Source organism: Bifidobacterium sp. W8112 (assembly GCF_016101425.1).
Taxonomy (GTDB): Bacteria; Actinomycetota; Actinomycetes; order Actinomycetales; family Bifidobacteriaceae; genus Bombiscardovia; species Bombiscardovia apousia.
This window is the reverse complement of sequence record NZ_JACFQN010000002.1, coordinates 476,771-497,844: the sequence shown is the minus strand read 5'-3', so window position 1 is coordinate 497,844 and position 21,074 is coordinate 476,771. Positions and strand designations below refer to the sequence as shown.

The window sequence follows — 21,074 nt, the reverse complement described above, 5'->3', positions numbered from 1 at the left end:
CAAGAATCATGTGAGGTGACCCGATGGCGGACGGTTCCTCCGTGAATCGTCCGCCATTTTCATACGGACCGTTGAGATCTTCTTCAGTCCGAGTATGTTGGGACGTTGGTTTTGATTCATTTGGACCAGCGGATCTGACGCAATTACGTCGTCGAAAGGCGGCCGGAAGGGAAGGTTTATGAAGGGAATTGCCTTGCCGAAATGCCTCACCCACCGGGTTCTGCCCTGTCTGATTGCGGCCTTGGCCTGTTTAGGCCTTACCGCTTTCGATATGACGCCGGCGGCAGAGGCGGAGACGGTCAACCCGACCCTGACGGTGCAACTCAAGAGAGGGCATTCAGGTCAAGGAGGTCAGAATGACATCCTGCCGAGTGCTCCTGTATCGGCTGGAGCAGGGTATGTGTTTCGTGCCCTGAGGCTGGATGCCAGTACTCTGAAGAGCCGGGTGGAGGCATTAGACCATAATCCTGGCGCTGATAAGGCACAAGCGGCCATCAGCAATGAGGTGGCAGCCAACCCAGATGCTTTCAAGGACAAGGCGCAACCCGCTGAATACTACGGTGTCTCTGATCAGGGAGGCACCATAACCAACTCATCAGAAGCAAAATCTCAAGGTGTTTGGCTTACAGGAGCTCAACTCGATTCAGATGTACCCAGTCTGACAGGCGGAAGTCCTGCTGTTTTCGACGGTGACTATTTCCATGCCTCGTATTGGCTGGTCACTCTGGTGGCCACACCCAAGAATGCAAAGGTAAAAGCCGACCCAGTGGTCGTGCAGTTGCCGCTTTACCGCGAACAGGGTGAAGTCCATCCGCTTTATGATGTGACAATAAGCCCCAAGCTTGTGGACGTGCCTCAGGTCGTGCCAGTAGTGCGACCAGGACCAGGCAAGCTTGCCGCTACCGGCGTATCCATGGTAGCGCCTGGCATTCTGCTTATGATCTTGGCCATGATGGGCCTCTACTTGGCGGTAGTCGCACATTCCTGGAACAGGGATGAACACTAGGTATTCTCCTGCCCATGTCGGTGTGATGCTAGCAAATGGCATCGTAGGCATTTGTGAGGATGCCTAAGGACCGGCGGTATCATATAGGTGCCGCCGGTCTTTGTATGTCAAAAGGTAGTAACGGGACTATTTGAAGTGCTGTGCGAGGAAGGCTATAGATGGACCAGAACACTGACTCCGCTACTATGAGCCCAGTTCATACCGCCGGCAACGGTGATGTTGCATACGAGTCCATTCCGACAGAATCAACCTCGTCAGACATACCTGCTGGGCAAGCAGATATGCCGCCTGCCTATGCTCCAAGTTCCGATATACCACCCTCCTATCCGCCTTCGGCAACACCTGAGGATAGAGGAGCTTCAGCATCGGATGATTTAGATACAATAGCAGCTCCAGTGTCTGTTTCAGGCCAAGCTACAACGTCGGCTCCCATAATTGTAGTTTCAGGACATCATTCCCAGGAAACAAGTCAACAAGGCAACGCTGGTCAGGCAGCTGCGGCAGCCTCCAAACAGGCCAAGAACGGTGGTAAGGCTCGCAAGTCAGGGCGGGGGTTCGGCCTCCTGGAGACCTTGGCCTTCATGATTGGTCTGGCAATCTTCCTCTACCCGCTATTGGCGGCCTATGTAAACTATTCCAAGGATTCCACCGCAGTCGACAACTACGACCAGATCGTGGATGCACTTTCACCTGCACAGCGCAGAGCCATGTGGCGTGATGCCAAGAAGTACGACGAGGAATTAGGCAAGCCTACGCTGAGGGACCCCTTCAAGTACAAGGAAGTCAAGGAACCACTGGGTCGCTACTACAAAATCCTCAATGTAGACGGCAAAGGCATGATGGCCTATGTGGAGATCCCCAAGATCAATGTCAAGCTGCCCGTGCGGCACGGCACCAGCGATGTTGTGCTCAAGGATGGCACGGGGCACATCGCCACGACCCACGTGCCTACCGACAACAGAACCATCCACTCCGTCATTACGGGGCACACCGGCGAAGTCGGCTACATGCTGTTCGACAACCTGACCCAGCTGCGCAAGGGTGATGTCTTCCAGATACGTGTCCTCAAACGGCATATGAGCTACAAGGTGGACCAGATTAAGATCATCTTGCCTACCGATGTCAGTGCACTGCAGCCAGTCCAGAATTCCAACTATGTGACCCTGCTGACCTGCTATCCCTATGGCGTCAACTCCCACCGACTGATAGTGCGTGGTCACTATATCGGCGACGACGTGCCTCCTACCCAGCCTGAGGGGGCGCCCATTTACATGGTCTGGGTACTTCTGGCCCTGTTCCTGGCCTGCCTGGTGGGTTGGTACCTGCTTTCACGTCGCCGGCGCAACTGCCGTCACGAGCTGGAGCAAATGGAGCATCTGGAATCTCGAGCGACGGGACCGGGGACCATGGGGGAGCCGCTGGCCACGATCATGGTCAGCCATGAGCAGGAGACCCGTTCAGAAGCCACACGCCGTCGCCGGTTGATCAAAACCCGACGAATCTGCAGCGCCTTCATGTGGCTGTTGGCTGTGCTCGGCCTCTTCTTCGCCTGGGGCACGGTCGGCATGATGATGAAGATCAGCCTGCTGCCCGTATTCGACCTTGGCTACCATTGGTTCGATACCCACGTGCTGTACTTCTTCAGCATCAGCAAAATCTAAGCCGGTGCATGAGCGGGCAGGTTTGACCACATAGGACTGTTCTGTTTCAACCGGGCTTTTGCCTGGCTCTAGAATGGAGCGAGCATGGCCCGGCAGACGGCTGGGCTACATCCTGGGAAGGTGTGGACCATGACAGCAGTTCCTGACATTCTATTGTCTGTCGGCAATCGCATTCCGCAGGTGGGTCTGGGCGTGCTCAGGATCGACGATGATCAAACCGCTGGAGTAGTGCAATCTGCCTTGGAACTGGGTTATCGCCACATCGATACGGCAGCGGGCTACCGCAATGAAGGAGGCGTGGGCCGTGGCCTCAAAGCCTTCGGTTGCCAGAGCGGACCTGAGCGTGACAACCTGTGGCTGACTACTAAGCTGCGTGATTCCGAACAAGGTTATGACAGCGCTCTGCGGGCTTTCGACCGCCAGCTGGCTCTGCTGGGCACCGACTATGTCGACATGTATATGATCCATTGGCCCACGCCGTTTGATTGGCGGGCCGACCAGGTTTGGCGGGCTTTCCATCGGTTGCGCGACCAGGGGCGGGTGCGGACCCTAGGAGTCTGCAACTTCCTACCCGAGCATCTGGAACGGCTGTACCGGGAGACGGGGGAGTACCCTGCCGTGGATCAGATCGAGCTGCACCCCAGCTGGCAGCAGCGCACGGTAACGGCCTTCTGCAAGGAGCATGGCATAGCCGTCCAGGCATACTCGCCATTGGCGCGTGGCGCAGACCTTACAGCCGGCGGCGGAAGGCTGGAGCAAATCGCCCAGGCCCACGGGGTCACGCCGGCCCAGGTGGTGCTGCGCTGGCACATCGAGAACGGGACCATCATCATCCCCAAGTCCGTCCACCGGGAAAGGCAGGCGGAGAACCTGGACCTGTTCGGCTTCAGCCTGACCCCTGAGGAGCATGCCGCCATCGATGCCATGGACTCCCCGGTGCGTGCAGGACACGACCCGATGACCTACGCCTACGCCTGACCGCTATGATGGATGATTCATGCAAGCAGTCGACATAGGAGGTATCGGCGGTAGATGACCGGTCCGAGACGCAGAAGATATCGGTATCGAGGCCGCAGCCGGTATGGTTCTGTCTGGCGCAATCCCGCACCGGCCCGCTTCCGTCGCGAATCGCTCACGGAACGGGTGCTGATTCTTCTGGTGGTGGCTGTGGTCCTAGGCATCACCATCGGCCTGATATTGCCAAGGGTCAACGGTGGAGTCGGACGGCTGACCGGCCGATATACGGCAACCGGCGATGCGGCCCAGACCCTGCAGGGTCTGACTGTTGATGATCATGCCCGCCCTGGCCACCAGTACCGGCGTGATTCCTTCGGCTTCAAGGAGACGGATGAGGATGGCAACGGCTGCAATGTACGCGAGGATGTGTTGACCCGCGACCTGACTGACCTGCGCACCACTACTCCCGGCGGGTGCAAGGTGGCCGGCGGTCGTCTGCAGGATCCCTATACCGGGCGAACCATCGAATTCGTCAGAGGGCCGAAAACCAGCTCGGCCGTGCAGATCGACCACGTGGTCGCTCTGGAGAATGCCTGGCGGTCAGGAGCCAGCAAGTGGGACACGGCCCGCCGCTATCGTTTTGGCAACGACCCCTACAATCTGCTTGCTGTGGACGGCCCGGCCAACCAGGCCAAGGGGAGCGCCTCGGCCGACTACTGGCTGCCCGAGAACAAGGACTATCAGTGCTCGTATGTGGCCCGTCAGATAGGAGTCAAGGACAAATACTCCCTGAGTGTCACCAGCTCGGAAAAACAGGCCATGCTGGCTGTTCTGCATACCTGCCCAGGTCAACCTCTTCCGCAGGATCGCTGATCGCCGGCTTTTGGAGGATAGGCAGAATTGAACGCTAGGTAAGTGTTTATTCGCATAGGAGCTCTATAGTCCGACTTCTGCATTGAGTTGGATCGTTTAGGTTGTGTTAGTATTATTGCAGTTTGATACACAGTTGTATCAACTGCATAGATTTCGATTTGATCAGGGTCTATGACCGCAACCATCAGCAACAGAGAGGTTGACTATGAATGAGAATATCGGCTCGGATATACCCGGAAACGGAAACCGTATTCGGGATCATACGCTGGCAAGGCACAGATTGGCCGTTCTTCTTATCGTTCTAGCGATGATTCTGGGCTTGTCCTTTGGAGCGCTAAAGGCGGCTGCTGCTCAAGGAGCAGGGCAAAAGTCCGATTCTGCAGGCGGAAGCGGGCTGATCGTCAATGACCGTTTTTGGGATGACGCTGACGGTAATCCAATGTATATGCAGGGCGGAGGAATTTTCGATTTCCCGGATCCCGCGACGGGGAAGGTCTCTCATTTTTGGTACGGTGTTCACTTTTCCCAGGCTGAAGCTTATCGACAGGACCCAACCCATGCGCTCACTGGCAATGATTTCATTTCGGTGGATGCCTATAAATCCGCGAATCTGACCGATTGGCAGTATCAAGGCGTGGCGTTGGACAGGGCGCAGGCTGATGCATTCTCCAGTGACTTTGGTGGCCGTAGTGCGGGTTGGGTATGCAGAATGGGAGTTGCTTATGTCCCTGAGTTGCACACTTATGCCATGCTTATCCAACATGAAATGCCAACGGATGCAACGGGTCGCAATTTCGACAAAAAGGTGATGATCGCTACAGCCGATTCGCCTGCTGGACCGTTCAAAGCCCAGAGGCGTATTGACATGCGCGATTACGGGCTGGGCACCAGCAATACCGGTGACCAGAGTGTCTTCCAGGATGAGGACGGCACAGGTTATCTGATTTATTCCTATGGCCGTGGCCGTGGCAGTGTCTGGGCGGCCAGAATAGGCGCTAAAGGGGGTCAGGTGGATCTGCTTGAACCTACCAAGCTCTACCAGGGCTTCGGGCGTGAAGGCAATGCGCTCTTCAAGTATGCTGGCCGGTATTATCTGGCTGGTTCCGATCTATTCGGGTGGGATGCATCCCGAATTCATTTTCAGGTAGCAGATCATCTGTTTGGTCCCTATCAGCCCGTCAATCAGACGGTGATCATGGATGGCAGCCGAGCGGATTTCGGACACATCACTCAGACCGGTTTTTACTACACCTTGCACGGCAGCCGAGCAGAGACCGTCATTCACTGCGGCGATCGATGGGCTGACTTTGCGGGTAATGGGCTTGGATACAACCAGTGGAATCCGCTGAGTTTTGATGATTCCGGCACGCCTCGCTTCAATTCCATGAGTCGGTGGAAGCTGGATGCCGATACCGGCCTTTGGTCGGTTGACGATGCCAATGACTATGTGCTCAATGGTTCCTTCGAAGCGGACAGGGTTTCGGTGGGTGAACAGGGGTATCGGGACAAGGACGGCAAGGTGATTGCCGATATCGCCGGATGGCGGCGGGTCAATCCAGATGCCGTGAACAATGTAGCCGATGCCTATGGGCGAGTGGGCGACTATGATCTGCGATTCGCCCCTGGACGTTCCCGGAGCGCCTCCATTGTCCAGGATTTGGATGAACCAGGTCATGTTCCCCTGCACGCCGGCCGTTTCCTTTTGAAACTCTCCTATGCGAACCCTAAAGGCATGGATCATGCCAGGATCGCGATTGAATCCGGCGGGAAGACCTCGGAGATTGACCTGGCTGCCTCTACCGGCACAGACTGGAAGCAGGCCTCCTTGCCGGTCGATCTGCCAGGCGGGCATACCAAAATCACTATTGAAGCCTCCGGCAGTTTGGGCCAGACCCTGCATGTGGATGACGTGTCCCTGACAGGTGTGCCTGAAAAGGGCGATGAGACCAATGACCTGGTCGATCACGACGGAAATGGTACGCCGGCAGGCCCTGGAGGGTCCGCGTCCGGTTCTGTGGAGCCAGACAAATCCCTGCCTGTCCGTCCTGTCGCTGGCAGCGGCGGTCTATCCTCCACTCTGGCTGCAACAGGCAGCGCTATCGGCCGTGCTCCAACTCTCGTAGCGAGCTGCCTGGCGGCGGGCATTCTGTTCATGGTCGTGGCCGTCTACGGTCGGCGGCGTCTCATTGAACAGAATTGACAATTCAAAGCTACGGCTTATACTGAATAACACGTTGGTACACAGTTGTATCAACAGTCGGAAGGAGCAGGGCGTCAAAACCTTATCAAGGACGTGGTTTTTACAAACATCGAAAGGTTCATCATGAAATCTGCAAGGAAAATCCTGACCATGGGCGTCACCGTGGTCGCCTTGGCCTCGTTCGCTGCCTGTGGAAGCAGCGGGTCTGGATCAGCAACGAAGCCAGCGGACACCAGCAAGGCCTCTGGACGTATAGTCTTCTGGGGCTGGGGCAATGGTATCAAGGAGACCATTGCTGCTTTTGAAAAGGACAACCCCGGCATCACTGTGAAGTACAACAACACCGGCACTGCTGGTGACACTCAGGTGGCCTTGTCCAACGCAGTCGCTGCAGGCAAGGGCATCCCCGATGTCAGCATGCTGGAGGATCCTACCGTCCAGCAGTTCGCGATTGAAGACAACTTGGAAGACCTGTCAGGGTATGGGGCGGATAAGTTTGCTGATGACTTCGCTCCGGGACCCTGGAACAAAGTCCAGTATGACGGCAAGCCCTATGCTCTGCCCATTGATGCCGGTCCCGAGGTTTTCTTCTACAACAAGGCGGTCTTCGACAAGGCTGGTATTCCCGAGCCCCCAAAGACCTGGGATGAGTACTATCAGGACGCCAAGAAGATCCGAGCTGTGGGCTCCTACATCACCAACAATGCCGGTGACAAGGGTGCCTATCAGCCATTCACCGCACAGGCTTGGCAGGCTGGGGCCCACCCATGGAAGGTCGATGGTGACAAGATCACCATCAACATGACCAAGGATGCCGGCATGAAGCGGTATATCGACTTTCAGCAGAAGCTGATCGATGAAGACCTGCTCGATACCAAGACCGCCAACTGGTCCGATGACTGGAACAGGGCGCTTAACGATGGATCGGTGGCCTCGCTGACCATCGGTGCCTGGATGCCCACCAATTTGGAGTCCGGTGCACCCGACCAGAAGGGCAACTGGAGGGTCGCGCCTCTGCCTCAGTGGAAAGAGGGAGACAGCGTGTCCGCAGAGGACGGCGGTTCGGCTCTTGTTGTGCCCAAGAAAGCCAAGAACAAGGCGGCCGCCTGGAAGTTCGCAGAATACCTGACGCACGGCAAGGGAGCTCAGGTCATGGCCGACCAGGGCAGCTTCCCCTCGCTGAAACGCATCCTGAGCTCGACTGAATTCACCAGCAAGAAGAACGAGTACTTCGGAGGTCAGGAAGTCAACAAGGTTCTGACCGAGGCAGCCAACCTCAAGGTCTCCAAGTTCCAGTATCTGCCATACAACCCCTTCGCCCAGTCGACCTATGGAGATTCCATCGGCAAGGCCTACATGAAGCAGACCACACTGGAGAAGGCTTTTGAGGACTATCAGCAGAAGCTGGTGGATCACGGCAACCAGCAGGGGTATCAGGTCAATAAGTGAGTGATTATGGAGGCGGCTGACCATGGCCGTCTCCGGGCAGCGACAGGAAAGAAGGAGAGGCATCATGAGTGAAGTCGAAGGTTCGACTGTGCGGGTTCCGGCCCCCGCGCGGGCTCAAGGCCCTGGCGGAACCAGTGAGAGTCGCACTGGGGAGCGGCCTCACAGGCCCGACTGGCGTGGATGGAAGTTCATGGGACCCTTTGTCCTGGTCTTCGTATTCGTTTTCGTCCTGCCGGTGCTCTATGCCATCTACCTGAGTCTGTATGAGAAGCGCATGATCGGAGGGAACGTCTTTGTGGGTCTGGCCAATTACGCCAGGCTGATCAAGGACGGGCAGTTCTGGTCATCAGTTGGCCGTGTGGCGCTCTTCACTGTGGTTCAGGTGCCCATCATGCTCCTTCTGGCGGCATTGATGGCGCTGGCCCTGGACTCGCTCAAGCTGCACGGCACGCGCTTCTTCAGAATCACCACCTTCTTGCCCTATGCGGTGCCTGCTGTGGTGGCGGCTCTGATGTGGGGGTTCATCTACGGCACCAAGTACGGAATGGTGGGTTCCTTGAATCAATGGCTGGGCACGCATATCGATGTTCTGCAGCCCAGCGTGCTTCTGGCCGCCATCGGCAACATCAATACCTGGGAGTTCACGGGCTACAACATGCTGATTTTCTATTCCTCGCTGTCGACTGTGCCGCACTCGCTCTATGAGGCAGCGGCCATCGACGGGGCCTCGGAGTGGCAGATCGTGCGCAGCATCAAGGTTCCTGAACTCAAGAGCTCCCTGGTCATCACGGTCATCTTCAGCATCATCGGCAGTTTCCAGCTCTTCAATGAGCCCTCGGTCCTGCAGACCATGGTTCCAGGAAATGCGATCACCACCTATTACACCCCCAATATGTATGCCTACAACCTGAGCTTCATGGGCGGTCAGAGCAATTACGCGGCGGCCTTGGCCATCGTCATGGCCATCATTACCATGGTCGCTGCCTACGCCGTCCAGCTCAGGGGAATGAAGGAGCAGATGCAATGAGCACGGTTGATTCGAGGACTACCGACGGGGCCAAGGCTGAGCGTATGCGTGCTCGACGCGTCGCACGTGATGAGCGCGCGGAACGTCGAAGGGCAGCTCGAACGGGATTCTCCAATCCGGACAATCCGCGGCGCAGCTGGCTGTTGACCCTGGTTGCGGGAATCTTCGCGCTCTATTGCCTGTTTCCCCTGATCTGGCTGGTCATCAATGCCACAAAGACCCAGTCGGACTTCATTGGCACCTTCGGCTTGGCCTTTGGGCACAAGTTCGCCCTCTGGGACAACCTGCGCGAAGTGTTCACCTATGAGGGCGGGATCTTCGGGCGCTGGCTGCTCAACACCCTGCTTTACGTGGTTGTGGGAGCCGGTGGCGCCACCTTGCTGGCTGTGCTGGGTGGATATGCCCTGGCCAAGTTCCGCTTTCCTGGCCGTCGCCTGGTCTTCGCAGTAGTCATCGGAGCCATCAGCGTGCCGGGCATCGCTCTGGCTGTGCCTCAGTTCCTGCTCTTCGCCAAGATCGGACTGACCGATACGCCTTGGGCCATGATCATCCCCAGTCTGATCTCGCCCTTCGGCCTGTACCTGATGTGGATCTTTTCCGACCAGGCAGTGCCTACTGAGCTGCTGGAGGCAGCCCGAGTCGACGGGGCTGGGGAGTTCCGTACTTTCTGGCAGGTCAGCCTGCCTCTGCTGGCCCCCGGCATCGTAACCACGGCGCTTTTCACTATTGTGGCCACTTGGAACAATTACTTCCTGCCCTTGATCATGCTCAAGGATTCCAATTGGTATCCGCTGACAATCGGGCTCAACAATTGGAAGGATCAGGCATCGACAGCTGGTGCCCATGCCATTCAGAACCTGGTGGTGACTGGCAGCCTGGTCACCATCATTCCCATCATCGTCGCCTTCCTGCTGCTGCAGAAATACTGGCAATCCGGCTTGGCTGCTGGTGCTGTCAAGGAATAGCAGAAACACGCAGACGGGATTAGGCATGAGCAAAACGGACCATCATGACCGTCGGCAGCCCCAACCATATAGACCTTACCGATGGCCGAAGGAGCCCAACGGTCATTCGGGAGGAATCTGGTTCGGCGGGGATTACAACCCGGACCAATGGCCAGAGCAGGTATGGACCGAAGATGTTGCGCTGATGAAACGGGCCGGCGTCACCATGGTGACACTGGGCATTTTCTCGTGGGCACGTCTGGAGCCCAGCGATGGAGTCTGGGATTTCGGATGGCTGGATCGGGTGGTGACCTTGCTAGGAGAAGCCGGTATCGCCGTGGACATGGCTTCAGCTACAGCAACGGCCCCATACTGGCTCTACCAGGCACATCCTGAGGTGTTGCCCGTGGAGGCGGATGGAACGCTCGTTCATCCGGGAGCTCGACAATCCTGGAGGCCCACCTCTCCTGTTTTTCGACGTTATGCCCTTCGCCTTTGCAGGGTCATGGGAGAGCACTTCCGCGACAATCCGACTGTGGTTGCCTGGCATGTAGGCAATGAATATGGATGGAACAACGCTGCTGACTACTCGCAGGATGCCTTAAAGGCCTTCCAAGGCTGGTGTCGCCGCCGCTATGGCAGCATCGAGGAGCTGAACCGAGCCTGGGGCAACGATTTCTGGTCCCAGCGTCTGCAGAACTTCGATCAGGTTCCCCTGCCTGAACATGCTGGCGTACGTGATGCCTTTATCAATCCGGCACTGCGTCTGGATTTTCGTAGATTCTGCTCAGACGCGCTGATGGATTTTTTCTGTGCCGAACGTGATCAATTGCAGGAGCTCACCCCTGATAAACCGTTGACGACCAACTTCATGGTTTCGACAGACCAATGCGTCCTTGATTATGAGCGTTGGTCCCGCCAGGTCGATTTCGTGGCCAATGACCACTATTTCGCCCATGGACCTGGACACCTGGATGAGCTGCTCTGCTCGGATTCACTGGTGGATGCCTATGCCCAAGGTCATCCTTGGTGCCTGATGGAGCATTCTACATCAGCCGTCAATTGGCGCAATTTCAACGCTTCCAAGCGTCAAGGTGAACTGATCCGGGATGCTCTGGCCCACGTGGCCATGGGGGCGGATGCAGTCAACTTCTTCCAATGGCGGCAGTCCGCCTTCGGAGCGGAGGCCTTCCACTCGGCCATGATCCCCCACGCAGGGCCAGATTCGGCGATTTATGCACAGGTTGCCGATTTGGGAAGTATTCTGCGCACACTCTCCAGCAGTGGACTGGCCGGGACCCAATTGGAACCCTCGTCCATTGCCCTGCTCTTTGATGCCGACTGCCAGTGGTCTATGGCTGATTCAACTCTGCCCGATTGTTCTGTAGATCATTGGCAGCAGGTCTATATCTGGTATCAGGCACTGCTCGAAGCTGGATACAGGGCGGATGTAATGCCACTGAAAGGGCAGTGGGAGCGCTATGACGTGGTGGTGTTGCCGGCCCTGATTCTGCTGGATCAGAAGCAAGCCGACCGTCTGCGAGACTATGTGAGCGGCGGTGGCCGGCTGGTGGTGGACTTCGCCAGTGGCATTATGGACGACCATATGCACGTCGGCCTGGGTGGATATCCTGCGGTTTTGCGTGATTTGACAGGTATCGCTTCCCAAGAGATGATCGCCTTGGGTACCAGTGACCAAGGTGGTGGATCCATCCTGGTGTCGGAGGGCATTGAGGGCCGTATATGGGTTAACGAGCCCTTGCGCGTAGAGGACTCGGTAAGGGTGCTGGCTCGTTACCAAGGGCGTCGTTCCTATGATCTCGACATGGCTGGGAAACCTGCGGTGACCATCCATGGGTACGGTCAGGGCTGCGTTCTCTATCTGGGGACGGGCTTCACCAAGGAATCGCTGGTTTCGGTGATCAACCGGATTGTTCCTTCTGATTTCCTCACCGGCGCAGCAGGGGCAGGGTTGCATAATGGATGTGACGGCGACCCGCGGTTGGTGCACCTGATCAGATCCGGGCCACAAGGCCGTTATCATTTCTATTTCAACCGGGGGTCGGCAGTTGTCAGAGATGTGTCCACCATGGGTGAGGCTTTAGTGGTTCAACGAGCAGCCCGGTGCAGTGGGGGTGGTTTATCTGGCAATCGGTACACTATAGGAGTGCATGGTGTGGTGGTCACCCGTCAGTAGATGTGATCGCCATAGTGCCTTGGAGGTTGTCGCATTCTAGGGGGTGTCTATGGCTACGGATGAAGGACGTCCAGGTAAACGGATCACCCTGCGCGAGGTGGCCAGCAAGGCGGGTGTCTCGCTGAAGACCGCATCCAACGTGATCAACGGCAATGGCCGTATGTCCAATGCGACCCGTGCGCGAGTGCAGCAGGTGATCGACGAATCGGGATACAAGGTCAATGCTGCGGCCCGTAATTTGCATCGGAACAAAACCGGTATCATTACGCTGGCTGTCCCTTCGCTGACACCTCCCTATCTGTCCGAATTGGCTAATAGGGTCATCGACAGCGCTCGCCTGCGGGACTATGCAGTCTATGTCAGCACATATGCCGAGGGGTCTGCCAAGGGTGCGCATGAGATTTTGGCCTCCTTTAACAGCACTATCAGCGACGGCATCATCCTATCCATGTCGGAGCTTGAGCGGTTCGCCGTGGAGGATCTGGATGTGCGCTATCCCTTGGTTTGCGTAGGCGCACGGACTACCCATGGGGTGGCGGATCATGTCATGGTCGATGATGCCGAGGCAGCTCGGATGGCCACAGAGTATCTATTTGATCGGTCGGTGCGCTCGCTGGCGGTCATCGGCCTGCATGCGCCGCTCGACCAGAATCAGTTGGAGGCTGCAATCGAAGGCAATGCCGAGTTAAGGATGAAAGGCGTGCTTAAGGCGGTCCATGCCAGGGGACTGCAGCTGGATGACCGGCTTCTGGGTGTAACCGGTTATGACTGGACCTTGGGCAGCGGGTACCTGACCATGCAACGGATATTAGAGGCGGGCGTGCCCTTCGATGGGGTGGTTGCTCTCAATGATCAGCTGGCTATCGGCGCACTCTCGGCTCTGACTGCTTACGGCAGAGCCGTACCCGACCAGGTTCAGATCATCGGGTTTGACAATATCGAAGAGTCGGCTTATCTGCAGACTCCGCTTACTACCATGGATTCCTGCTTGGGATGGATCTCGCGAACCTGTGTCGACCGCGTCCTGGGACGTATCGGAGGCAGAGCTACGGCACCCCAGGATCTTGTCGTCGGATCACAAGTCATAGCCCGCAAAACCACCCGGTGATCAGTCCTGGGTTTCGGAGTCGGCGGTGGAGGCTGTGACGGCAGGAGCATCGGTGTGGATGATGTGCATGTGGCGCAGGAGCATGCGGGTCATCTGACGGCCGGAGCCGGCGCCGTTTCCACGAACGCCGAAGTAGACCAGCAGAACCATGCCCAGGCAGATCAGTGCCGAGATGCGCAGGGCCCACTGCACGCCGAAGATGTTGGCTGCGATCTGGGTGGAGTGACCGCCGCCCATGGCGTTGTGGCGCAGGGTGGTGATGGTCTCCATGAGGATGACCAGGATGGGTGCGCCGACAGCGCCGGCGATCTGCCGGGCCGTGTTGGTGACGGCCGAACCAGCTGAAACATCCTTGGGAGCCAGGTTGTTCAGGGACCATGTGGTCAAGGGCATCAGGGTGAAGCCCATGCCGATCTGGCGGATGAACTGGCAGATGGAGACCAGGCCGATCCAGGTATTGGCGCCGATCAGGCTCATGGCGATGGTGCCCAGCAGCAGGACCGAGCAGCCCGTCATAGCTACGGGACGTGCACCCCAGCGGTCCAGCAGCCGGCCGCCAAAGAACTGGGCGATGGCGGTGCCGATGGCTCCAGGCAGCATGACCAGGCCGCTCATGGTGGCTGAGAAGCCACGATCCGTCTGGATGTACATGGGCAGGATGACGGTGACCGAGCTGAAGGCGAAGAAGGACATGGAGGCGATGATGGTGCCCACGGTGAAGTTCTTGATCCGCAGCACATGCAGGTCCAGCAGGGGCTTGTCGTGGTGGAGCTGGCGCAGAACGAACCAGATGATTCCAATCAGGCCGACCAGCATGAAGGGCCAGGTCATGAAGGAGGTGATGGGGAAGTTCTCGATATTGGTGAAGCCGAACATAAGGCCGCCGAATCCGAAGATGGACAGGGCCACCGAGAAGAAGTCCGCCTTGACGCTGGTGTCGCGCTGGCCGAAGTTGCGCAGGCCGAAGATGGACAGGAGCAGCGCCACGGCCCCGCAGATGCTCAGTGTCAGGAAGATGGAACGCCAGCCGTTGGCGTCGGTCTGCCAGCCGCCCAGGGTTGGGCCGATGGCCGGGGCCACGCTCATGGCCAGGCCCACAGTGCCCATGGCCATGCCGCGCTTGGACAACGGATAGATGGAGAAGACGGTGATCTGCAGAACGGGCCACATGGTTCCCGTGCCTATGGCCTCCAGGATGCGGCCCAGCAGGACCAGGGCGAAGGTCTGCGACTGCCAGCTGAGCAGGGACCCGAGGGTGAAGACGGCCATGGAGGTGATGACGATCTGCCTGGTGGAGAAGCGCTTGGTCAGAAAACCGGTCAACGGCACCATGACGCCCATGACCAGCTGGAATACCGAGGTCAGCCACTGGCCGGTGGTCAGGGTGATGTGGAACTCGTCCACAATGGTGGGCAGGGCCGAAGCCAGCTGCAGCTGGGTGAAGTTGCCCAGGAAGGTGATGACGGTCAGGATGGCCAGCGACAGGAAGGCCTCATGGGTGAGCTTTCCGTTGACGAAGGCTCCATCCTTGCTGAGGGTCCGCCCTTGCTTGGCGAGCTCCTGCTTCCTCATGCACCACCACTTCCTTTGGGTTAGTCCTCACTGCGCATACCGCTCCCCGCGGTGCCGTCCTAGAAAGCAAATCAGGGCATACCGATACCGGTGACACTATGAAAAGAACAAGAGAGCTAAGCGTCTGACAATGAACTTATGATATACCAGTCTGCGGATTGCGATTGGGTTTTTCCACATGGCTGACGCGAATGTCGCGACCTTGTTCGGCGGTCAGCGTTTCCAGTATGCTGTGTGAGGCGAGCTTCGGTAATGTGAGTACGGGAGGATCCGACACGGGCTGATGAGGACGGACGTTTGAAATGCAACGGCGGTCGAGGTAGGTAGCATGCATGCACATGGTCATGGTCGTGGCAGAGTCCCGGCCCTCCTCATGTCCCTGGCAATGATGATTCCCTTGGCGGCCTGCGGTGACAACGTCCCTGCCGCAAGCAGCGGATCAGGCAATACTGCAGACCAAGCCCTCTTCCAAGGCGAGTTCGCCGGATCTGGTGCATCCTCCCAGCAGAGTGCTGACGAGGCCTGGATAGCCGGATTCCGCAAGCAGCATCCGGGGGGGCGCATCTCCTATGATCCGGCAGGCTCCGGTGCTGGTGTCAACGCCTTCCTGTCAGGTTCGACCATCTGGGCCGGCACCGATGCGCCGTTGACCGCCGATCAGCTTGAGCACTCGCGTCAGGTCTGCGGTTCCGGTACGGCCATTGACCTGCCCGTTTACGCCACTCCAATCGCCGTAGCCTACAATCTTCCTGACCTGTGGCCCAAGGGCTCAGGCGGCCATCTGCGGATGGATCCGGCTCTGATCGCCATGATCTTCTCCGGAAAGGTCACCAATTGGCGGGATCCGCGCATCGCAGCCCTTAATCCGCGAGCCAATCTGCCTGACTTGGACATCACCGTGATCCATCGTTCGGACAAGTCCGGCACCACGAAAAGCTTCCTGTCCTACCTGCACGACACAGCCGGGTCTGCCTGGCCTTATCCGGCTGGCGAGAATTGGCCCAACGACCTGGGGCAGGGCGCCAAGGGCACTGCCGGCGTGGTCATGACCATGAACCAGGCGGAGGGCACCTTTGGCTATGCGGACGCGGCCCAGACCACCGGGCTGGGCACGGTGGCCGTCCAAGTGGGGAAGACCTGGCAGCCGCCTACAGCCAAGACCACAGCCAACCTGCTTGATCTGGCCCAGCGGGATCCCCAGGCCAGCCAGCCAGGACGGGTGGTCCTGGCTGTGGACCATCGCACCAGCCGGGAGCATACCTATCCCATCGTCCTGGTCTCCTACGATGTGGTCTGCACCGCCTATCGACATGATCCGGACGGATCCAAGGCCCGGTTCGCCAAGGCTTGGCTGACCTATCTGCTGAGCGAGCAGGGCCAGCGCATGGCTGCGGCCAATGCGGGCAGCGCCGAGCTGGGGCAGGGGCTGCGCAGCCAGGCCATGGCCTCGGTGGAGACCATCGGGGGGAAGGCATGAGCGAGAAACCGGACGAGACCGCAACCCTGCACCAGGCCAAACGGGTGGATCGAATCTTCAAGGCCTGCGCCATCGGGGCGGGCGTTCTGATCCTGCTGGCTCTGGCTGCGGTCACCCTCTTTCTGATCCTGCGGGCCTTTCCGGCCTTCACCGGGGACCCGGATTCCCGCACCCAGGCCATACGCTCCCTGAGCGGTGGACGGGCAAGCAGCTTCCTGGGCTATGTGGGCCCGCTGGTCTTCGGCACCATTCTGATTGCCGGCCTGGCCCTGCTCTTGGCCTTCCCAGTCTCCCTGGGCATCGCCCTTTTCATCGGCTACTACGCCCCCGCCCGCCTGTCTACGCTGCTCAGCACGGTGATCGACCTGCTGGCCGCCGTGCCCTCGGTGATCTACGGGCTCTGGGGGGCTCTGGTCCTGGTTCCCAATATCACCGGCTTCTGGCGTTGGCTGTCTGTTCATTTGGGATGGATTCCGCTCTTTTCCGGACCCGTTGCAGCCCCGGCCCGGTCCGTGGCCACCGTGGCCCTGGTGCTGGCGGTCATGATTCTGCCCATCATCACCTCGGTCACCCGCGACATCCTGATCCAGGCCCCTCGACTCCAGCAGGAGGCCGCCTTGGCCCTGGGCGCCACCAAGTGGGAGATGATCCGGCTCGCGGTCCTGCCCTTCGGTCGCTCGGGGATCATTTCTGCTTCCATGCTGGGGCTGGGCCGCGCCCTGGGCGAGACCATGGCGGTGCTGATGATCCTCTCGCCGGGCCTCAGCTACTCCCTTCGGCTGCTGCAGGCTTCCACCAGCCAGACCATCGCCGCCAACATCGCCGCCCAGTTCCCTGAGGCGGACTCCCAGGGCGTGGCCCTCCTGGTGGCCACCGGTCTGGTCCTCTTCATCATCACCTTTATCGTCAACTATCTGGCGCGCAGGATCACAGCAAAGGCGGGTGCATGATGGCAAGCCGAACTGATCGCGGACCGGTTATCGATTTTGACCGCTTCAGGCCAACCAGATCCTCCATCCGGGCGCGCAAGCGCAAGGACCGGCTGATGACCGTCCTGATCGGGCTCTCCTTCCTGGTGGCCCTGATTCCGCTGGTTTCGGTGCTCTGGGTCAGTCTGTCCAAGGGGGTGCGACGGCTGACGCCGGACTTCCTCACTCATAACATGAGCGGTGTGGTAGGGGGCAACCCCACGCCGACCGGAGGCTATGGCGGCATCTTGCACGCGGTAATCGGGACCCTGGAGATCACCTTTGGATCCATGGTCATCTCCATTCCAGTGGGTGTCATGTGCGCGGTCTACCTGGTCGAGTACGCCCACGGAGGCCGCCTGGCCAAGGCCATCAGTCTCATGGTGGACGTGATGAGCGGAATCCCCTCCATCGTGGCCGGCCTCTTCGCCTTCTCCATGTTCGCCCTGGTGGTCGGACCGGGCACAGTCAACGGCCTGGCTGGTTCGGTGGCCCTCTCCCTGCTCATGCTGCCCACGGTGGTCAAGACCTCTGAGGATATGCTGGCTGTGGTGCCCAACGACCTGCGCGAGGCCGCTTATGCCCTGGGGGTGACCAAGCAGCGTACCATCACCAGCATTGTTCTGCGCACGGCCCTGCCCGGCATCGTCTCGGGCACCATCCTGGCTGTGGCACGGGTCATCGGTGAGACGGCGCCCTTGCTGATCGCTTCGGGCTTCATCGCCACCACCAACCCCAACCTCTTCTCCGGGAGGATGACCACCCTGCCGGTCTTCGTCTACAACGAGTATTCCCAGGGGCTGGCCGTCTGTGGACCGAGCGCCGACCCGGGATGCCTGACTGATATCCACATGCAGCGGGCTTGGGCTGCGGCCCTGGTGCTGATCCTTATCGTCCTGTTGCTCAACCTGCTGGGGCGGCTGGTCTCGCGCATCTTTGCTGTTGGGCGGACCCATTGAGTGCCGCCATGAGAGAAACGGAGGCCGGAACATGGGCCAACGCATAGACATCAGCCATCTGAACGTCTACTACGGCGACTTCCTGGCCGTTCAGGACGTGAATATGCAGATCCAGGCCAACAAGGTCACCGCCTTCATCGGTCCCTCCGGCTGTGGCAAGTCCACGGTTCTGCGCACCCTGGACCGCATGCACGAGATCACTCCGGGGGCGCATGTGAGCGGGCAGGTGCTGCTGGAGGGTCGCGACCTCTATGGACCGGATGTGGACCCGGTCGAGGTGCGGCGGGATGTGGGCATGGTCTTCCAGAGGGCCAACCCCTTCCCGACCATGTCCATCCGGGAGAACGTCCTGGCTGGTATCCGGCTCAACAAGAAGCACATCGCCAAGTCGGACGCCGACGACCTGGTGGAGTGGGCCCTGCGCGGGGCCAACCTTTGGAACGAGGTCAAGGATCGTCTGGACAAGCCGGGCATCGGGCTCTCGGGCGGTCAGCAGCAGCGGCTCTGCATCGCCCGTGCCGTGGCCGTCCACCCCCAGGTCCTGCTCATGGACGAACCCTGCTCGGCCCTGGACCCCATCTCCACCCTGGCTGTGGAGGATCTGATCAACGAGCTCAAGCGGGACTACACCATCGTCATCGTCACTCATAACATGCAGCAGGCCGCCAGGGTCTCGGACTATACAGCCTTCTTCAATCTCAAGGCCCTGGGTCAGCCCGGCCATCTGGTGGAGATGGACGACACCACCACCATCTTCTCCAACCCGCACGAGCCGGACACCGAGCGCTACATCTCCGGTCGCTTCGGCTGAGACAGAACCGGTCTGCGCCTCCGCCCGTCAGGTATCATGGTTCCGGCATCCACGGAAGGAGCGAGGGCATGGGAGTACTGCTGGAACCAGCCACTCTCTTGGGCATCATCCTGGTGGGCTACCTGTTCAAGCGCTTTGGTCTCTTTCGCCCACTGGACTATCGGGTGCTGCAGACCGTGGTGTTCGACCTGGTCCTGCCGGGGGCTATCATCTACTCCTTCGCTACCAACCCTCACGATCCCAGCCTGCTGCTGGTCTCGGCCTTCGCCTTTGTGGCCTCGCTGATTCCGCCCCTGGCCATCTTCCTGACCAGCAAGCATCGGCCTACGGCTCAGCGGGCTTTTCTTATGCTCAACGGATCGGGTTTCAACATCGGATGCTTCTGCTTCCCCATGCTTCAGTCGCTGCTTGGCACGGCGGCCCTGGTTCCCGCCGCCATGTTCGACATCGGCAACTCGGTCATGGTTTCCGCTGGAACCAATGTCATGACCCAGGGGCTTCTGCATATTCGCCCCGGCCAGTCCCTGGATCCCGATGCAGGAGAGCCGGTCAAGCTGGATGACCCTGATGCGCGCAAACTCCATCGCAAGGCGGCAGCCATCTCCATAGCCAAGGGTTTCCTGAGCTCGCCATCCTTCGACACCTACATGGTCATGGTGGGCTTTACGCTGGCCGGGATCTCGCTGCCAGACTGGTCGGCCCAGATCACCCGTCCACTCTCGGCAGCCAACGCCTTCTGCTCCATGCTTATGGTGGGCATGCTCATGGACTTGCCTGGCGGACGGGATGATGTCAAGTCCGTATTGCAGATTCTGGCCTGGCGACTGCCCTTCGGCATCCTGTTCGCGACGGCCGCATGGTATCTGCTGCCCTTCGAACCCTTGATCCGTCAGGCGGTGGCCCTGTGCTGCCTGGCTCCTACGGCGGTTTTCGCCACCATGTTCACCGACAAGGTCCTGGGCAACGCCCGTCTGGCCGGATTCACCTTGGCCCTGACTGCGGTGATCGGTGCGGTCCTCATGGTCTTGGCGCATCTGCTGATGGGCGCCCTCTGAGGATTCAGTCCTTCTTCTCGTCCTTCTTGACGTCTGTGCCCTGGTCGCGGCGCGCCTGCTCCTGGCGCAGGGTGCGGCCCTCACGGGTGCGCTGCTTGTTGACCGTCGCTGCTGCAATCCGCTCGGCAGCACGTTCATCCTGTCCGCGATCGACTTCGCTGTCGTGGACATGCTGATACTGCTTCTGATCGTCCTGGTCCCAGTGATTGTTCCTGGCCATATACCCCTCCTAGAAAGCGCCGTGCCCTTCAACTCATCCCCAGGTAAGGAAGGCTTCAGGGCCCTGCCGGTATGCCGATTATAGGTGGGCGGACAGCTCTGCGGCGGTATTGGAACTCGGGCTATACGCCAAAATGTGTGCGTTTTTCATCCTCTAAGCCCTTATCGGGGTGGGGCTAGAAGCATCCAGTAGATGCCTGCTCTCCTTAGAAAGCATGAAGACACCGAATTGCCTGGTCTGGGCACTACCAGCACAGGTCGCACCCAGTGGCGGTGCTAGCGGTGCGGGGCCCCGATTCCCACGAATAACAATCTGCTCGAATCATGAACTAACGACTGCGCGCCTTGCCCAGGAACCACAATGGGCTGGGCTCGGAACACGAAATCAGAGCCATCTGCCAGCGGGGTCATCAACACGCCGCCGACCCCCAGAGAGATGTCCGGCCGGCCACCCACACTTGCAGTGACCAGAATTTCGAACGGTTGAACGACCTCGCTTGGCAACACAGCCAACAAGATCTGCACCAAGCCACCGCTATCGACTAGAACGAACTGCACACCCCCGTCAGATACCCCAGCAGCACCGACTAA

The 21,074-nt window shown here is 59.0% G+C and carries 17 protein-coding genes; 15 read left to right on the top strand and 2 right to left on the bottom strand.

What is annotated here, in order from left to right; all coding sequences use genetic code 11:
* Positions 1–178: 178 nt before the first annotated feature.
* The 10 genes from H3T92_RS06220 (at position 179) to H3T92_RS06175 (ending at position 13,422) form a co-directional block, all read left to right on the top strand.
* Positions 179–1,006: a hypothetical protein gene (locus H3T92_RS06220; protein ID WP_198189605.1), complete on the top strand. Its 828-nt coding sequence runs from the start codon at positions 179–181 to the stop codon at positions 1,004–1,006.
* Positions 1,007–1,587: 581 nt separating this feature from the next.
* On the top strand, positions 1,588–2,667 hold the full coding sequence (locus H3T92_RS06215; RefSeq protein ID WP_198189604.1) for a class C sortase: 1,080 nt from the start codon (positions 1,588–1,590) through the stop codon (positions 2,665–2,667).
* Positions 2,668–2,796: 129 nt separating this feature from the next.
* On the top strand, positions 2,797–3,645 hold the full coding sequence (locus tag H3T92_RS06210) for an aldo/keto reductase (RefSeq protein ID WP_198189603.1): 849 nt from the start codon (positions 2,797–2,799) through the stop codon (positions 3,643–3,645).
* Between the two features lie 54 nt (positions 3,646–3,699).
* Positions 3,700–4,497 (top strand): HNH endonuclease family protein, encoded by a 798-nt coding sequence (locus H3T92_RS06205; RefSeq protein ID WP_232341920.1) that lies wholly within the window; start codon positions 3,700–3,702, stop codon positions 4,495–4,497.
* A gap of 205 nt (positions 4,498–4,702) precedes the next feature.
* Positions 4,703–6,697, top strand: coding sequence for a family 43 glycosylhydrolase (locus H3T92_RS06200; RefSeq protein WP_198189602.1), 1,995 nt, complete (start codon positions 4,703–4,705; stop codon positions 6,695–6,697).
* Between the two features lie 123 nt (positions 6,698–6,820).
* Positions 6,821–8,146, top strand: coding sequence for an ABC transporter substrate-binding protein (locus H3T92_RS06195; RefSeq protein ID WP_198189601.1), 1,326 nt, complete (start codon positions 6,821–6,823; stop codon positions 8,144–8,146).
* 64 nt (positions 8,147–8,210) lie between these two features.
* Complete coding sequence (locus H3T92_RS06190; RefSeq protein ID WP_156147894.1) at positions 8,211–9,173, top strand: carbohydrate ABC transporter permease; 963 nt, start codon at positions 8,211–8,213, stop codon at positions 9,171–9,173.
* On the top strand, positions 9,170–10,138 hold the full coding sequence (locus H3T92_RS06185) for a carbohydrate ABC transporter permease (RefSeq protein ID WP_198189600.1): 969 nt from the start codon (positions 9,170–9,172) through the stop codon (positions 10,136–10,138). The genes H3T92_RS06190 and H3T92_RS06185 overlap by 4 nt, the downstream gene beginning before the upstream one ends.
* Positions 10,139–10,163: 25 nt before the next feature.
* Positions 10,164–12,314, top strand: coding sequence for a beta-galactosidase (locus H3T92_RS06180; protein WP_198189599.1), 2,151 nt, complete (start codon positions 10,164–10,166; stop codon positions 12,312–12,314).
* A gap of 49 nt (positions 12,315–12,363) precedes the next feature.
* Positions 12,364–13,422 (top strand): LacI family DNA-binding transcriptional regulator, encoded by a 1,059-nt coding sequence (locus tag H3T92_RS06175; protein ID WP_198189598.1) that lies wholly within the window; start codon positions 12,364–12,366, stop codon positions 13,420–13,422.
* Here H3T92_RS06175 and H3T92_RS06170 read toward each other — a convergent pair whose 3' ends face one another.
* Complete coding sequence (locus H3T92_RS06170; RefSeq protein WP_101431979.1) at positions 13,423–14,994, bottom strand: MDR family MFS transporter; 1,572 nt, start codon at positions 14,992–14,994, stop codon at positions 13,423–13,425. It abuts the gene before it with no gap.
* A 328-nt stretch (positions 14,995–15,322) separates the two neighbouring features.
* Between H3T92_RS06170 and H3T92_RS06165 the strand changes: the two genes are divergently transcribed.
* The 5 genes from H3T92_RS06165 to H3T92_RS06145 all read left to right on the top strand — a co-directional run bounded on the left by H3T92_RS06165 (position 15,323) and on the right by H3T92_RS06145 (position 20,264).
* A complete protein-coding gene (locus H3T92_RS06165) occupies positions 15,323–16,471 on the top strand; it encodes a phosphate ABC transporter substrate-binding protein PstS (RefSeq protein WP_198189597.1) in 1,149 nt (382 codons plus the stop codon).
* A complete protein-coding gene (pstC, locus tag H3T92_RS06160) occupies positions 16,468–17,421 on the top strand; it encodes a phosphate ABC transporter permease subunit PstC (RefSeq protein ID WP_198189596.1) in 954 nt (317 codons plus the stop codon). The genes H3T92_RS06165 and pstC overlap by 4 nt, the downstream gene beginning before the upstream one ends.
* Positions 17,418–18,398, top strand: a complete 981-nt coding sequence (gene pstA, locus H3T92_RS06155) for a phosphate ABC transporter permease PstA (RefSeq protein WP_144085364.1) — start codon at positions 17,418–17,420, stop codon at positions 18,396–18,398. The genes pstC and pstA overlap by 4 nt, the downstream gene beginning before the upstream one ends.
* A gap of 31 nt (positions 18,399–18,429) precedes the next feature.
* The gene (gene pstB, locus H3T92_RS06150) at positions 18,430–19,209 is read left to right on the top strand and encodes a phosphate ABC transporter ATP-binding protein PstB (RefSeq protein WP_144085365.1); all 780 of its coding nucleotides are present in this window, start codon (positions 18,430–18,432) and stop codon (positions 19,207–19,209) included.
* Between the two features lie 68 nt (positions 19,210–19,277).
* The gene (locus tag H3T92_RS06145; protein WP_144085366.1) at positions 19,278–20,264 is read left to right on the top strand and encodes an AEC family transporter; all 987 of its coding nucleotides are present in this window, start codon (positions 19,278–19,280) and stop codon (positions 20,262–20,264) included.
* A gap of 4 nt (positions 20,265–20,268) precedes the next feature.
* Here H3T92_RS06145 and H3T92_RS06140 read toward each other — a convergent pair whose 3' ends face one another.
* Positions 20,269–20,484, bottom strand: coding sequence for a hypothetical protein (locus H3T92_RS06140; protein WP_144085367.1), 216 nt, complete (start codon positions 20,482–20,484; stop codon positions 20,269–20,271).
* Positions 20,485–21,074: the final 590 nt, after the last annotated feature.

What these genes read in the sequence shown, in the direction of transcription:
- H3T92_RS06220 (WP_198189605.1), top strand. Translation starts at nt 179, where the DNA reads ATGAAGGGAATTGCCTTGCCGAAATGCCTCACCCACCGGGTTCTGCCC.
- H3T92_RS06215 (WP_198189604.1), top strand. Translation starts at nt 1,588, where the DNA reads ATGATTGGTCTGGCAATCTTCCTCTACCCGCTATTGGCGGCCTATGTA.
- H3T92_RS06210 (WP_198189603.1), top strand. Translation starts at nt 2,797, where the DNA reads ATGACAGCAGTTCCTGACATTCTATTGTCTGTCGGCAATCGCATTCCG.
- H3T92_RS06205 (WP_232341920.1), top strand. Translation starts at nt 3,700, where the DNA reads ATGACCGGTCCGAGACGCAGAAGATATCGGTATCGAGGCCGCAGCCGG.
- H3T92_RS06200 (WP_198189602.1), top strand. Translation starts at nt 4,703, where the DNA reads ATGAATGAGAATATCGGCTCGGATATACCCGGAAACGGAAACCGTATT.
- H3T92_RS06195 (WP_198189601.1), top strand. Translation starts at nt 6,821, where the DNA reads ATGAAATCTGCAAGGAAAATCCTGACCATGGGCGTCACCGTGGTCGCC.
- H3T92_RS06190 (WP_156147894.1), top strand. Translation starts at nt 8,211, where the DNA reads ATGAGTGAAGTCGAAGGTTCGACTGTGCGGGTTCCGGCCCCCGCGCGG.
- H3T92_RS06185 (WP_198189600.1), top strand. Translation starts at nt 9,170, where the DNA reads ATGAGCACGGTTGATTCGAGGACTACCGACGGGGCCAAGGCTGAGCGT.
- H3T92_RS06180 (WP_198189599.1), top strand. Translation starts at nt 10,164, where the DNA reads ATGAGCAAAACGGACCATCATGACCGTCGGCAGCCCCAACCATATAGA.
- H3T92_RS06175 (WP_198189598.1), top strand. Translation starts at nt 12,364, where the DNA reads ATGGCTACGGATGAAGGACGTCCAGGTAAACGGATCACCCTGCGCGAG.
- H3T92_RS06170 (WP_101431979.1), bottom strand. Translation starts at nt 14,994, where the DNA reads ATGAGGAAGCAGGAGCTCGCCAAGCAAGGGCGGACCCTCAGCAAGGAT.
- H3T92_RS06165 (WP_198189597.1), top strand. Translation starts at nt 15,323, where the DNA reads ATGCATGCACATGGTCATGGTCGTGGCAGAGTCCCGGCCCTCCTCATG.
- pstC (WP_198189596.1), top strand. Translation starts at nt 16,468, where the DNA reads ATGAGCGAGAAACCGGACGAGACCGCAACCCTGCACCAGGCCAAACGG.
- pstA (WP_144085364.1), top strand. Translation starts at nt 17,418, where the DNA reads ATGATGGCAAGCCGAACTGATCGCGGACCGGTTATCGATTTTGACCGC.
- pstB (WP_144085365.1), top strand. Translation starts at nt 18,430, where the DNA reads ATGGGCCAACGCATAGACATCAGCCATCTGAACGTCTACTACGGCGAC.
- H3T92_RS06145 (WP_144085366.1), top strand. Translation starts at nt 19,278, where the DNA reads ATGGGAGTACTGCTGGAACCAGCCACTCTCTTGGGCATCATCCTGGTG.
- H3T92_RS06140 (WP_144085367.1), bottom strand. Translation starts at nt 20,484, where the DNA reads ATGGCCAGGAACAATCACTGGGACCAGGACGATCAGAAGCAGTATCAG.